This is a genomic window from Achromobacter sp. EB05 (assembly GCF_044232075.1).
In the GTDB taxonomy this organism is placed as follows: Bacteria; Pseudomonadota; Gammaproteobacteria; order Burkholderiales; family Burkholderiaceae_B; genus Achromobacter; species Achromobacter dolens.
In genome coordinates this window covers 802,496-815,590 of the sequence record NZ_CP155917.1, presented here as the reverse complement: position 1 = coordinate 815,590, position 13,095 = coordinate 802,496, and the positions used below count along the sequence as shown (strand labels likewise).

General features: G+C 68.1%; 15 protein-coding genes. 7 read left to right on the top strand and 8 right to left on the bottom strand.

Annotated elements, in window-relative coordinates; all coding sequences use genetic code 11:
* Positions 1 to 4: 4 nt before the first annotated feature.
* The 4 genes from pal (at position 5) to AAID08_RS03800 (ending at position 3,127) form a co-directional block, all read left to right on the top strand.
* Complete coding sequence (gene pal, locus AAID08_RS03815; RefSeq protein ID WP_006388738.1) at positions 5 to 505, top strand: peptidoglycan-associated lipoprotein Pal; 501 nt, start codon at positions 5 to 7, stop codon at positions 503 to 505.
* 86 nt (positions 506 to 591) lie between these two features.
* The gene (gene ybgF, locus AAID08_RS03810; RefSeq protein WP_049071329.1) at positions 592 to 1,284 is read left to right on the top strand and encodes a tol-pal system protein YbgF; all 693 of its coding nucleotides are present in this window, start codon (positions 592 to 594) and stop codon (positions 1,282 to 1,284) included.
* The gene (locus AAID08_RS03805) at positions 1,284 to 2,327 is read left to right on the top strand and encodes an iron ABC transporter permease (protein WP_064526147.1); all 1,044 of its coding nucleotides are present in this window, start codon (positions 1,284 to 1,286) and stop codon (positions 2,325 to 2,327) included. The genes ybgF and AAID08_RS03805 overlap by 1 nt, the downstream gene beginning before the upstream one ends.
* Positions 2,324 to 3,127: an ABC transporter ATP-binding protein gene (locus tag AAID08_RS03800; protein WP_064526149.1), complete on the top strand. Its 804-nt coding sequence runs from the start codon at positions 2,324 to 2,326 to the stop codon at positions 3,125 to 3,127. Before AAID08_RS03805 ends, AAID08_RS03800 begins: the two co-directional genes overlap by 4 nt.
* Positions 3,128 to 3,181: 54 nt before the next feature.
* Here AAID08_RS03800 and AAID08_RS03795 read toward each other — a convergent pair whose 3' ends face one another.
* The gene (locus tag AAID08_RS03795; protein WP_049071322.1) at positions 3,182 to 3,679 is read right to left on the bottom strand and encodes a YbaK/EbsC family protein; all 498 of its coding nucleotides are present in this window, start codon (positions 3,677 to 3,679) and stop codon (positions 3,182 to 3,184) included.
* Between the two features lie 141 nt (positions 3,680 to 3,820).
* On the opposite strand from AAID08_RS03795, the gene AAID08_RS03790 reads away from it, so the two are divergent.
* Positions 3,821 to 4,630, top strand: a complete 810-nt coding sequence (locus tag AAID08_RS03790) for an alpha/beta fold hydrolase (RefSeq protein ID WP_054503519.1) — start codon at positions 3,821 to 3,823, stop codon at positions 4,628 to 4,630.
* Positions 4,631 to 4,643: 13 nt separating this feature from the next.
* Here the strand turns inward: AAID08_RS03790 and AAID08_RS03785 are convergent, their stop codons facing one another.
* Positions 4,644 to 5,114, bottom strand: coding sequence for an Lrp/AsnC family transcriptional regulator (locus AAID08_RS03785; RefSeq protein ID WP_064526151.1), 471 nt, complete (start codon positions 5,112 to 5,114; stop codon positions 4,644 to 4,646).
* Between the two features lie 244 nt (positions 5,115 to 5,358).
* On the opposite strand from AAID08_RS03785, the gene AAID08_RS03780 reads away from it, so the two are divergent.
* Complete coding sequence (locus AAID08_RS03780) at positions 5,359 to 6,315, top strand: DMT family transporter (protein WP_395757368.1); 957 nt, start codon at positions 5,359 to 5,361, stop codon at positions 6,313 to 6,315.
* 70 nt (positions 6,316 to 6,385) lie between these two features.
* On the opposite strand, the gene fusA is transcribed toward AAID08_RS03780, so the two are convergent.
* From fusA to AAID08_RS03760, 4 genes are all read right to left on the bottom strand, one after another.
* Positions 6,386 to 8,497 carry an elongation factor G gene (gene fusA, locus AAID08_RS03775; RefSeq protein ID WP_064526154.1) on the bottom strand — a complete coding sequence of 704 codons (2,112 nt, stop codon included), beginning with the start codon at positions 8,495 to 8,497 and terminating at the stop codon, positions 6,386 to 6,388.
* A 280-nt stretch (positions 8,498 to 8,777) separates the two neighbouring features.
* The gene (locus AAID08_RS03770; RefSeq protein WP_006388728.1) at positions 8,778 to 9,242 is read right to left on the bottom strand and encodes a universal stress protein; all 465 of its coding nucleotides are present in this window, start codon (positions 9,240 to 9,242) and stop codon (positions 8,778 to 8,780) included.
* A gap of 87 nt (positions 9,243 to 9,329) precedes the next feature.
* Positions 9,330 to 9,674, bottom strand: a complete 345-nt coding sequence (locus tag AAID08_RS03765; protein ID WP_025137488.1) for a TIGR01244 family sulfur transferase — start codon at positions 9,672 to 9,674, stop codon at positions 9,330 to 9,332.
* Positions 9,675 to 9,720: 46 nt separating this feature from the next.
* On the bottom strand, positions 9,721 to 11,118 hold the full coding sequence (locus AAID08_RS03760; RefSeq protein ID WP_144657102.1) for a PLP-dependent aminotransferase family protein: 1,398 nt from the start codon (positions 11,116 to 11,118) through the stop codon (positions 9,721 to 9,723).
* Between the two features lie 230 nt (positions 11,119 to 11,348).
* On the opposite strand from AAID08_RS03760, the gene AAID08_RS03755 reads away from it, so the two are divergent.
* The gene (locus AAID08_RS03755) at positions 11,349 to 11,993 is read left to right on the top strand and encodes a LysE family translocator (protein WP_395757367.1); all 645 of its coding nucleotides are present in this window, start codon (positions 11,349 to 11,351) and stop codon (positions 11,991 to 11,993) included.
* A gap of 10 nt (positions 11,994 to 12,003) precedes the next feature.
* Here the strand turns inward: AAID08_RS03755 and AAID08_RS03750 are convergent, their stop codons facing one another.
* Entirely contained in the window at positions 12,004 to 12,696 is a 693-nt protein-coding gene (locus AAID08_RS03750) for an LrgB family protein (RefSeq protein ID WP_054503514.1), read from the bottom strand.
* Positions 12,686 to 13,090 (bottom strand): CidA/LrgA family protein, encoded by a 405-nt coding sequence (locus AAID08_RS03745; protein WP_054503513.1) that lies wholly within the window; start codon positions 13,088 to 13,090, stop codon positions 12,686 to 12,688. Before AAID08_RS03745 ends, AAID08_RS03750 begins: the two co-directional genes overlap by 11 nt.
* Positions 13,091 to 13,095 lie beyond the last annotated feature (5 nt).

Below are 13,095 nucleotides of genomic sequence, written 5' to 3'. Positions count from 1 at the left end.
TATCATGAAGTCGCGCATTGCCAAAAGCCTAACCATCGCCGCTCTGGCCGCCACCCTGGCAGCTTGCAGCTCCGTCCCTCTCGACGATAAAGCGGGTCAGGGCGGAGGCGCTGGCCAAGGATCCTCGGCCTCCGGCCAGATCCTTGATCCCTTCAATCCCCAAAGCATCCTGGCGCAACAGCGCTCGGTATACTTTGACTTCGACAGCTACACGGTGTCCGACCAGTACCGCGGCTTGGTGGAAACCCACGCCCGCTACCTGGCTTCGCACCAGCAGCAGAAAATCAAGATCGAAGGCAACACCGACGAACGCGGCGGCGCCGAATACAACCTGGCCCTGGGCCAGCGCCGTGCCGACGCCGTGCGTCGCATGATGACCCTGCTGGGCGTCAGCGACAACCAGATCGAAACCATCAGCTTCGGTAAAGAAAAGCCGAAGGCGACTGGCTCGTCGGAAGCCGACTTTGCGGAAAACCGCCGCGCCGATATCGTTTATCAGCGTTAAGCTTTTCGTATAGTTAAGTGCCCCACCACGCGTCGGGACGGTCAACCGGCCGTCCCGACGTTTGTTTTTATCCCCCGGGAATTTTCATGCGCGATAACGTTCTGTCCCTGCGTCCCCTGATGGCGGCCACTGGCCTGGTGCTGGCCGCCCTGACGGCGCCCGCCCACGCTTTCTCCGATGATGAGGCCCGCAAGGCCATCCTGGATTTGCGCCAGCAGGTGCAGCAACAGAACGAGCAGAGCCAACGGGCCAAACTGCAATTGGCCGACCAGATCCAGGCGCTGCAGCAGGAAATCGCCCAATTGCGCGACCAGCTCGAACTGGTGTCGCGCCAGCAGCCCAGCGCCAATAAGCCGGGCGGCGCGCCAGGCGGCGCCAACCCGCCGGGCGCCACGGCCGGCGACCCGCAGGAGCAGGCCGCCTACGACGGCGCCATCGACCTGTTCCGCAAGGGCCAGTACAAGGAGGCGTCCGAATCGCTGGCCGCCTTCACCGCGCTCTACCCCGCCAGCCAGCTCGCGCCCAGCGCCCAGTTCTACCTGGGCAGCAGCCGCTACGCGCTGAAGGATTTCAAGGGCGCCATCGAGCAATTGAACGCCATGGTGCAGAAGGCCCCCGACAACGCCCGCGCCCCCGACGCCCTGCTGGTGATCGCCGGCAGCCAGATCGAGATGAACAACCGCGCCGGCGCCAAGACCACGCTGCAGCGCATCGTGCGCGACTACCCGACCACGCCGGCCGCCAACACGGCCAAGAGCCGCCTGCAACTGCTGCAGTAATGGCGCAAGCCGCTTCAGCGGTCGCCGCCTACCGGCACATCCTGCGCCGCCGCGCGGGGCTCATCGCCCTGCTGCTGGCGGCGATTTGCATTGGGCTGCTGCTCGACTTCACGCTCGGCCCCTCGGGCCTGGGCTGGGGCGAACTGTGGCGCACACTGAGCGCGCCGGCGTCGGCCGATCCGACGCTGCGCGTGATCGTCTGGGATATCCGGCTACCTTACGCCCTGATGGCCGCGCTGGTCGGCATGGCGCTGGGCCTGGCGGGCGCCGAAATGCAGACCATCCTGAACAATCCCCTGGCCAGCCCATTCACGCTGGGCGTGTCGTCGGCGGCCGCCTTCGGCGCGTCGCTGGCCATCGTGCTGCACCTGGGCGTGCCCGGCATCCCCGACGGCTGGCTGATCGCCGGCAATGCCTTCCTGTTCGCCATGCTGGCGGCCCTGCTGCTGGACGGCGTGGCACGCCGGGGCGGCATCAACACCTCGGGCGTGGTGTTGTTCGGCATCGCCATGGTGTTCACCTTCAACGCGCTGGTGTCGCTGGTGCAGTTCACCGCCAGCGCCGAGGCGCTGCAGAGCCTGGTGTTCTGGACCATGGGCAGCCTGGCGCGCTCGAGCTGGACCACGGTCACCGCCCTGGGATTGGCGTTCGCGCTGGCGCTGCCGCTGGCCATGCGCCAGTCCTGGAAACTGACCGCGCTGCGGCTGGGCGAGGAACGCGCCGCCAGTTTCGGCGTGGACGTGCGCCGCGTGCGCGTGACGGCGCTGGCGCGCGTCAGCCTGCTGTCGGCGCTGGCGGTGGCGTTCGTCGGCACCATCGGGTTCATCGGCCTGATCGCGCCCCATATCGCCCGCCGGCTGGTGGGCGAGGATCACCGCTTTTTCCTGCCGGGCAGCGCGCTGGTGGGCGGCGTCATCCTGTCGCTGGCCTCGGTGGCGTCCAAGAACCTCGCGCCCGGCGTCATCGTGCCGGTCGGGATCGTCACCTCGCTGATCGGCATTCCATTCTTCGTCGCGGTGGTGCTGCGCCGGAGGCTGCCATGACGGGCGCCACGCGTGCGCCGGCGCTGGCGATCGACGGCATCAGCGCCGGCTATGGCGGCACGGACGTGCTGCACGACCTGTCCTTGCCGCGCCTGGGCGCTGGCGAGGTCTCGGCCCTGCTGGGCCCCAATGGCAGCGGCAAATCGACGCTGCTCAAGGCGCTGGCGGGACTGGTGAAGGTGCGCGCCGGACGGGCGCGACTAAACGACCTGGAGCTGGCGCGGATGGATTTCGCCACCCGCGCGCGCCATCTGGTCTATCTGCCGCAAAGCCTGCCGGCCGCCGTGCACCTGCGCGTGTTCGAATCGGTGCTGGTGGCGGCCCGCGCCAGTGAGGCCGAGGGTCCGCCGACGGACCTGCACGGGATCGACCGGCTGCTGGAAAGGTTGGGCATCGGCCATCTGGCGTTGTCCTACCTGGACGCGCTGTCCGGCGGCCAGAAGCAGCTGGTGGGGCTGGCGCAGGCGCTGGTGCGGCGGCCGCGCGTGCTGCTGCTGGACGAACCGCTGTCGGCGCTGGACCTGAATTACCAGTTCCATGTGATGCGGCTGCTGAAACAGGAAACCGCCGACCACGGGCTGATCACGGTGATCGTGCTGCATGACCTGAACGTGGCGCTGCAGCACGCCGACCGGGCGGTGATGATCCATGGCGGCAGGCTGGTCGCCGCGGGCGCGCCGGCCGACGTCATCACGCCGGCCTCGCTGGCCGCCGTGTATGGCGTGCGGGGCCGGGTCGAGGCCTGCTCGCGGGGACGGCTGCAGGTGCTGATCGACGATCTGGAGGCCGATCCGCACTGACCCTGCGGCGGCGTCCGTCTGCCCGCGCCATGGCGCGGGGCTTTCCAGGCTGCGCTAGGCGCGCTGCGCCACGTCGGCGACCGGCGCGCCGGTCATGGCGGCCAATTGCCGCGGCGTCAGGTTGAAGACCGCGTGCGGGTGCCCCGCCGCCGCCCACAGGCTGTCGTACTGGAACAGGTCCTGGTCGAGCAGCATCACGGGCTTGACCGCGTGACCGATCGGGCAGACGCCGCCGATGGCGTAACCGGTCATCTCGCGCACGAACTTGGCGTCCGCCTTGGCCAGCGCGCCGACCTGCTCGGCGACCTTGGACTCATCGACGCGGTTGATACCGCTGGCGATGACCAGCACCGGCGCGTCATCGGCGGCCCGGCGGAAGATGATCGACTTGGCGATCTGTGCCACCTCGCACCCCAGCCCCGCCGCCGCCTCGGCCGAGGTCTTGCCCGTCTGCGGTAGCACCACCACCGGCTTGTCATGGCCCATCTCGGCCAGCAGGCGGGCGACGCGTTGGGCGGACTCGGGAAGATCGGCGGGGGTGGCGAGGGACATCTGGCGAACTCCGTTCAGGACAAAAAGATCGGGAATCGAGTTTATCAGCCCGGCGAATGCCCCCGCCGCGGACGCGGGCGTGCCGCTGCCGCGGGAGTGAAACGGCTAGAATGCCCGGCTGGCTTTCCCGACCCCGACCCGATGCGTTCCGAACCCGTCCTGCCCCTGCAAAGCGCCGATATCGGCGGCTATGCCATGTCCTACACCGAATACGGCGAAGGGGCGCCCCTGGTGCTGGTGCACGGCTCGCTGTCGGACTGTCGCTACTGGAAATCGCAGATGGCGCCGCTGGGCCGTTCGTTCCGGGTGCTGGCGGTATGCCTGCGCCGCTATTGGCCCGAAAGCTGGGATGGCGAAGGCGACGGTTTCTCGGTGGCGCAGCACGGCGCCGACGTGCTGGCGTTCATCGACAAGGTGGCGGGCGGTCCCGCCCATCTGGTGGGCCATTCGCGCGGCGGCCGCGTGGCCCTGGAAGCCGCGCTGGCCCGCCCCGACGCACTGCGCAGCCTGACGCTGGCCGACCCCGGCCTGCCGCTGCCTGGCGGCGACGACGCCCGGGGCGGCTTTCGCCAGCGGGCGCTCGAACTCATCCGCGACGGCGCCGTGGAAGAAGGCCTGGCGCTGTTCGTGGACACAGTGACCGGACCGGACACCTGGCAACGCATGGTGCCCTGGTTCAAGGAAATGGTGCGCGACAACGCCGGCACGCTGTTCGGCCAGGCCCGCGAGACCCCGGCCTCGCTGAGTCCGCAGGAGATCGCCTCGCTGACACTGCCGACGCTGCTCATCGGCGGCGCGTTGAGCCCCGATCCCTACCCCGCCGTGCTCGACGCGCTGGAGAGCTGGCTGCCGCAATCGCGGCGGGTGGACATTGCCGGCTCGTCGCACGGCATGAACCTGGGCAATCCGCGCGCCTTCAACGGCGCCATCGAATCGTTCCTGCGCGGTTGAGCGGCGCGAGTCGTCAGGGCTCGACCGACGGCGTGTGCTTGAGGCGCTTGAGCACGAAGGTCGAGCGGCTGTGCCGCACGCCGGGCAGCTTGTAGAGCCGCTTGCGCAGGAACTCTTCATAACCTTCGGTGCCGGCCACGGCGACCTTGATCAGGTAGTCGTATTCGCCCGTCACCAGGAACGCCTCCACCACTTGCGGCAGCCGCGTGATCGCCTCGCCGAAGCGCGCCAGCGTGTCGTCGTCGTGGTGCTCGAGCGTGACCTCGATCATGACCGTGTCCGGCAGGCCCAGCGCCTTCTGGTTCAACAGGGCCGCGTAGCCCTCGATGACGCCCGCGTCCTCCAGCGCCCTGACCCGGTTCCAGCAGGGCGTCGGCGACAGGCCGACCTGCTCGGCCAGCTTCAGGTTGGTGAGGCGGCCGTCGGCGCGCAGGGCGCGCAGGATCTTGCGGTCGGTTTCGTCGATTTTGGGTGGGGTGGACACGGCGGAAAATCCGTAGAAGAGACTATCCCTGCAAAACCTGATTCTAGAGGATATATATTCCTTCAATACCGCCAAATTGGCGGGAATCAGGAAACCTATTTTCCCGACCCGGCCGTAGACTCTCCATCAAGACGGGCATTACCCCGCCCGTCGGATCCAGCGCCCGCGCCGTGGCACAACCCCGCGCCGACGCCGGTGTAGTCCACCGCAGTGTGCCGCGCGCCGATCCGCGCGGCGGGAAATCATGTCTCACGCAGCAGCAGTCCCCGCAAGAACCGGCCTGGGCCTGTCCGGCACCGCCATGCTCCTGGCCGCACCGGCGCTCTTCGCCTCCAACATGGTGGCCGCCCGCTGGGCCCATGACGCCGCCCTTCCCCCCGTTTTCCTGGCCTTCGGCCGCTGGCTGATCGCCTTCCTGATCCTGTTGCCGCTGGCCGCGCCGGCCTTGCTGCGGCATCGCCGGGCGCTGTGGCGCGGCCTGCCCACGCTGCTGCCGCTGGCGGTGCTGGGCATGGGCGTGGCGGTGGCGCCGCAGTACATCGGCGCCCAAAGCACCAGCGCCACCAACATCGCCCTGATCTTCTCATGCAGCCCGATCCTGGTGGCGCTGCTGGAGGCAGTCATCTGGCGCAAGCCCCTTTCGCCCCTGCGCGCCGCCGGGCTGGCGCTGGCGCTGGGCGGCGTGCTGGTGGTGCTGACGCGCGGCGACGCCTGGGCGCTGGCGCGGCTGGCGTTCGGCCAGGGCGACCTGTGGGTGCTGCTGGCCGCCACCGGCTGGGCGCTCTATACGGTGCTGCAGAAGCGCCTGGCGCAGCCGGCGGTGCCGGATGGCGCGCGGCTGGCGGCGATGATGCTGGGCGGCGCGATCGCGCTGGCGCCGTTCGCCGGCATCGAAGCCGCCACCGGCGCCACCCCGCCCTGGAGCGATCCACGGCTGGCGGCGGTCCTGCTGTTCCTGGCGGTGGTGCCCAGCCTGGGCGCGTATTACGTCTACGGCCGCCTGATCAGCCGCGCCGGCCCCGCCACCGCGGGCCTGTCGATGTTCCTGGTGCCGGTGTATGCCGCGCTGCTGGCCTGGCCGCTGCTGGGCGAGGCGCCGCAACTGTTCCATGCCTACGGCTTCGTGATGATCCTGCTGGGCGTGAAGCTGGCGTCCTCGCGCGTGCGGGCGACGACGGCCGGGGCCGCCGCGCCGGCATGAGGCACACGTAGCGCCGACATGAAAAAAGGGCCACCCGCACGGGTGGCCCTTGTTCCGAGCCGATCGGAATTCAGCGGCCCGAACCCTGGGCCGCGATCACTTCCTGCGCCACCTGGCGCGGCGCTTCGGCGTAGTGCTTGAACTCCATCGTGTAGGTGGCGCGGCCCTGCGTCAGCGAGCGCAGCGAGGTGGAGTAGCCGAACATCTCGGCCAGCGGCACCTCGGCGCGCACCACCTTGCCGCCGCCCCCGGCGATGTCTTCCATGCCCTGCACCATGCCACGGCGTGACGACAGATCGCCCATGACGTTGCCGGTGAAGTCCTCGGGCGTTTCCACCTCGACCTGCATCATCGGCTCCAGCAGCACCGGGTCGGCGCGCCGCATGCCTTCCTTGAAGGCCATCGAACCGGCCATCTTGAAGGCGTTCTCGTTCGAGTCCACGTCGTGGTACGAACCGAAGAACAGCGTCACCTTCACATCGACCACCGGATAGCCCGCCAGCACGCCGGCGTTGAGCGCCTCGCGGATGCCCTTGTCCACCGCCGGGATGAACTCGCGCGGCACCACGCCGCCCTTGATGGCATCGACGAACTCGTAGCCCTTGCCAGGCTCCTGCGGCTCGAGCTTGAGCACCACGTGGCCGTACTGGCCGCGGCCGCCCGACTGCTTGACGAACTTGCCTTCGACCTCGTCACAGGTCTTGCGGATGGTCTCGCGATAGGCCACCTGCGGCTTGCCCACCGTGGCCTCGACGCCGAACTCGCGCTTCATGCGGTCGACCAGGATTTCCAGGTGCAGCTCGCCCATGCCGGAAATGATGGTCTGGCCGGACTCCTCGTCGGTGCGCACGCGGAATGAGGGATCTTCCTGCGCCAGCCGGCCCAGGGCGATGCCCATCTTTTCCTGGTCGGCCTTGGTCTTGGGCTCGACCGCCTGCGAGATGACCGGCTCGGGGAACACCATGCGTTCGAGCACGATGACGTGCGCCGGATCGGTCAGCGTATCGCCCGTGGTGACGTCCTTGACGCCTACCGCGGCGGCGATGTCGCCGGCATAGACCTCGGTGATCTCGCGCCGCTCGTTGGCGTGCATCTGCAGGATGCGGCCCAGGCGTTCCTTCTTTTCCTTGACCGGGTTGTAGACCGAGTCGCCGGACTTGACCACGCCGGAGTAGACGCGGAAGAACACCAACTGGCCGACGAACGGGTCGGTCATGATCTTGAAGGCCAGCGCCGAGAACGGTTCCTTGTCGGTGGGATGGCGTTCGATTTCATGGTCGCGCTCGTCGTGGCCCTTGATGGCGGGCACGTCGACGGGCGACGGCAGGTAGTCGATGACGGCATCCAGCATGGCCTGCACGCCCTTGTTCTTGAAGGCGCTGCCGCACAGCATCGGCACGATCTCGTTGGCGACCGTGCGCTGGCGCAGGCCCTGCTTGATCTCGGCCTCGGTCAGCGCCTCGCCGCCCAGGTATTTCTCCAGCAGCGTTTCATTGGCCTCGGCGGCCTTCTCGACCATCTTGTCGTGCCATTCCTGCGCCTGCGCCTGCAGCGCCGGTGGAATGTCACGGTACTCGAAACGCACGCCCTGGCTGGCGTCGTCCCAGATGATGGCCTTCATCTTGACAAGGTCGATGACGCCCTCGAAGCCGTCCTCGGCGCCCACCGGCAGTTGCACCGGCACGGCGTCGCCCTTGAGACGTTCGCTGATCTGGCGCTGCACGCGCAGGAAGTCCGCGCCGACGCGGTCCATCTTGTTGACGAAGGCCAGCCGCGGCACGCGGTACTTGTTGGCCTGGCGCCAGACGGTCTCGGATTGCGGCTGCACGCCGCCGACCGCGTCATAGACCATGACCGCGCCATCCAGCACGCGCATGGAGCGCTCGACCTCGATGGTGAAGTCGACGTGGCCCGGCGTGTCGATGATGTTGATGCGGTGTTCGGGATAATTGCCGCCCATGCCCTTCCAGAAGGCGGTGGTGGCGGCGGACGTGATGGTGATGCCGCGTTCCTGTTCCTGCTCCATCCAGTCCATCACGGCGGCGCCGTTGTGCACTTCGCCGATCTTGTGGGTGATACCGGTATAGAAGAGGATGCGCTCGGTGGTCGTCGTCTTGCCCGCGTCGATGTGGGCGCTGATGCCGATGTTCCGGTATAGCTCGATAGGCGTCTTGCGAGTCATGGCCTCGTTCCTTGCAGTAATCACCAGGAGTAGGCGGCAGGTCCGACCGGATACTGCCGCGGCGGGCGCCATGCCGCGTTGAGAGGTGTGCTCGGGTGTTGCGAAACCGCGCCCGCACTTATCCGTAAATATTACGCGCCGCGGGCCGGTTTACAAGCTTTAGCCATATGGGTCATAGGGAATGGCGCGGACAAGAAAAAGCCCCTCGCCAGGAGGGGCCGGGCCCGGCATCGGCGCCGGGAGGCCTGACAGCGGCCTGACACGGGCAACGAGGCCGGATTTACTTCTTTTCTTCCTTGACGCGGTACACCAGCACGGCGGTGCTGGCCAGCGACAGCACCTTGGCGGTGACGCTGCCCAGCAGCAGGCGCGACAGGCCGCTGCGGCCGTGGCTGCCGATGAAGATCAGGTCGCAACCGGCGTCGGCGGCGGCCTGGACGATGCCGTCGGCCACGTTGAAGTTGGACACGGCGCGCGCCTCGGACTTCACGCCGGCGGTGTCGGCGCGGTCGGTGATCTGCTTGAGGTACTTGTCGGCCTGCTCGGCCGAGGCCTTTTCGTAGTCTTCGTCGGTGATGGCGTAGGCCGCGGCCATGCCGTCGAAACCGATGGTGGCGGCGAACGGCTGCGTCACATAGAGGGCGACGACGTCAGCGCCCACCGAGCGCGCGAAGGAAATGCCGGCGTTGGCGGCTTGGGCCGACAGCGGCGAGCCGTCGGTGGGAATCAGGATCTTCTTGAACATCTTGCCTGCTCCTGTTTGAGAGGAAGCTCCATGCTACCGGAAACCCGCCAGGTTCACATCAAGCGAACCCGGGGTCCTTGATGCGCGTCAACCCAGTTGCTGGGCGGCGGCGAACAGATTGGTGCAGCGGGTGCCGGTGCGGCAGTAGGCCAGCACCGGGCCCGGCAGGGTGCGCAGCAGTTCGGCGAAGCGGACCACATCGGCGGCGGTCATGGCGCTGCCGACGACCGGCTGGTATTCGATTTTCAGGCCGGCGGCGGCGGCGGCCTTGGACACGTCGGCGGCGGTCGGCTGGTCGGGGCCGCCCTCGAAGTCGGGACGGTTGATGATGACGCTCTTGTAGCCGGCGGCGGCCACGTCGGCCATGTCGTCGGGGCCCAGTTGCGGGGCGACGGCGAAATTCTCGGTGAGGGGTTTGATGGGTGCGGACATGGCGATTCCTTGATGGGGATGACTGCGTATTATTGTAGGAGCCGTTTCAGGCGAAAAGCTTTTCCAGCATATTCCACACGCCCCGGTCATCGACCATCGGCACCGAGAACCGCAACATGGTCGACGGCCCCTGGGATGGCGAGAACAGCGTGCCGGGCGCCAGCAGCATGCCCTGGTCGGCGGCGGCGCGAGCCAGCACCTCGCTGTCGCGCCCGCAATCGGCCCACACGAACATGCCTGCCTGCGGCTCGTGCCGGATCGTCAGGCCGAGCTTCTGCAGGCCCTTCAGGCAGCGCTGGCGGGCCTCGTCCACCCGCAGCCGCACGCGCTCGATATGGCGCCGGTACTGTCCTTCCATCAGCACCCGGTGCACCACCCGTTCGCCCAGCTCGGGCGAAGTCAACCCGGCCAGCATCTTCAGGTCGGCCAGCTTCTGCAGGATGTCGGGATTGGCGGCCAGATAGCCCACGCGCAGGCTGGCCGCCAGCATCTTGGAATAGCCGCTGACCAGGATCACGCGATTGAGCCGGTCCAGCACCGCCAGCTTCATGGCGCCGCCCGGATGCAGCTCGCCGTAGGTGTCGTCTTCCACCACCATGAAATCGTGACGCTCGGCGATGCGCAGGATGTCGTAGGCGGCGCCCGCCGACAAAGTGTGGCCGGTGGGGTTGTGGACCGCGCTGTTGATGATGAACAGCTTCGGCTTGTGCTGCGCCGCCAACTGCTCCAGCAAGGCGGTGTCGGGACCGTCGGGACCGCGCGGCACGCCGATCAGCCGGGCGCCGAAGGCGGCCAGGCGGCCAAAGATGACGAACCAGGCCGGATCCTCGACCAGCACGGTGTCGCCGGGCTGCACCAACAGGCGGGCGATCAGGTCCAGGGCATGGGTGACGCCATTTGTGGTGAGCAGATTGCGTTCGGGATGGGCCGGCACGCCGTCGCTCTGCAGCGAGGCGGCGATCTGCTGGCGCAGCGGCGAAAACCCCTGCGGATGGCCGTAGGAAACGAGATGGCCGCGCACCGAGCGGCCCACCGCACGCACCGCGCCCGCCACCATTTCGGGATCGAGCCAGTCGGCCGGCAGCAAGCCGGCGCCGCCCGGCATGCCTGGCCCGCCGCCCTCGCGGAACATGCTACGCAGCAGCCAGGCGATATCGACCCGCGCCGGCGGCGTGAAATTCTGCGTGGAAGCGGGCACGGCGACCGGGGCCAGCGGCCCGCTGCGCGCGCGCACGAAAAAGCCGGCGCCGCGCCGCGATTGGACCAGACCGCGCGCCACCAGCCGGTCGTAGGCTTCCACCACCGTGAAACGGCTGACGCCGGACTGCTCGGCCATCTTGCGGATGGACGGCAAGCGCGTCCCCGGCCGCAAGCCCTGCTCGTCGATGCGCCGGGCCAGGCCGTCGGCCAATTGCGCCACCAGCGTGGCGTCGGCCTGGCGCACCGGCTGCCAGGGCATGGAAGGCGAAGTAACTGTCATGGGGATTTCACCAGGCCAGCGGTTGAAGTGACATGTATAAGTGTACCGGTACTGTACCGATAACTATGCGTAGAGTGACAGCAATGGCATCAGCCCGCAAGCCCCGCGGACCGCCCCGCCGCATCGCCATGGCAAGGCTGCGGCCAGGGCTGCCACGGGGACCGGCCGCAGCCCTGTTTCATTGGAGTCAAGAAATGACGTTGTTCCCCGCCAGCCTGGCCGACGTGCCGCTCGCTTCCCTGTCCTTGCTGGGTCCCCTGGCAATGTTCGCCCTGGTCAGTTCGATCACGCCGGGGCCGAACAACGTCATGCTGGCCGCGTCCGGCCTGAACTTCGGCTTTCGCCGCAGCATGCCGCACCTGCTGGGCGTGAACCTCGGCTTCACGCTGATGATTTTCCTGGTGGGCGTGGGGCTGGGATCAGTGTTCCAACAGGTGCCGCAGCTTTACACGGTGCTCAAATACGTGGGCGCAGCCTACCTGCTGTACCTGGCCTGGAAGATCGCCAACTCGGGCGGCATGGAGGATGGCGCCGTCAGCGGCAAGCCGATGACCTTCCTGCAGGCCGCCGCCTTCCAGTGGGTCAACCCCAAGGCCTGGGTGATGGCCGTCGGCGTGATCGCCACCTATACGCCGCAGGCCGGCTTCTTCGCCAACCTGGTCATCGCCACGGTGGTGTGCGGCATCGTCAACCTGCCGAGCATCGGCATCTGGGTCACCTTCGGCACCGCACTGCGGCGCGTGCTGCACAAGCCGTGGGCGATCCGCGCCTTCAACGTCAGCATGGCGCTGCTGCTGGTGGCCTCGCTGTATCCGGTGGCGCTGGAAGCCTTCCAGTGACGCGGCCGGATCAGGCCCGCAGCGCCACCACCACGGCGGGCGTGACCAGAACGTTGAACAGCCCTGCCATCACCATCACCAGGCCGGCCACCGCGCCCTCTTCCGCCGCCAGTTCGCGCGCCTTGGCCGTGCCGGCGCCGTGGGCGCCCATGCCGAACAGGGCGCCCCGAGCCAGGGCTGAACGCAGGGGCAGCCAGCGGCGCATGAGCTGGCCGATGGCCGCGCCGAAGACGCCGGTGACGATGACGAACACCGCGGTCAGGTCGGGTACGCCGCCGACGTGCGACGACACCGCCACCGCGAACGGCGTGGCCACCGAGCGCGGCAACAGGCTCAGCCGCAGATCCGGCGGCAGGCCCAGCAGGCTGCCCAGCAACCAGGCGCTGAGTCCGGCGATGGCGCTGCCGACCACCACCCCCGCCGCCAGCACCGGCCAGTAGCGGCGGATGAGCGCGCGCTGCTCGTACAGCGGCAGCGCGAAGGCAACGATCACCGGCCCCAGCATCAGCATCAGCCAGTGCGAGCCCGACATGTAGTCGCGATAGCCGGTATGCAGGAGCAACGCCAGCATCAGCAACAGGGCCGGCGCCACCACCAGCGTCGACGTCCACCAGTACGCATAGCGGCGATAGAACAGGCGTGCGCAGGCATAGGCCAACACGGTGGCCAGCGGCCAGAACAGCAGGTTGAATTCAGCCCGCATGGCGGTTCATCCATCGGTAGCAGAGGTCGATCGTCAGCGCTGTGCCCGCCATGACCAGCGCTGTGCCCAGCAGGATCACGGCCAACAGCTTGGCGCCCAGCACGCCCAGGAATTCGCGGTGGTCCAGCAACGACATCACCGCGGGCACGAAGAACAGCAGCATCTCGCCCAGCAACCAGCTCGCGCCCCGGTGCACGTTGCGAACGCGCAGCAGGCCCGAAGCCAGCAACGCCAGCACCAGCGCCATGCCGATGACGCCGCCCGGCACCGGCAGGCCGGCGGCATTGGCCAGCATCTGGCCCAACAGGGAAAACAGGGTGATGAGGACGATCTGCAGCAAGCGGCTGCGGCGCAGCAGGCTGCGCAGGAGAACGGGATAGCGTGGGCGAGACATGGGTG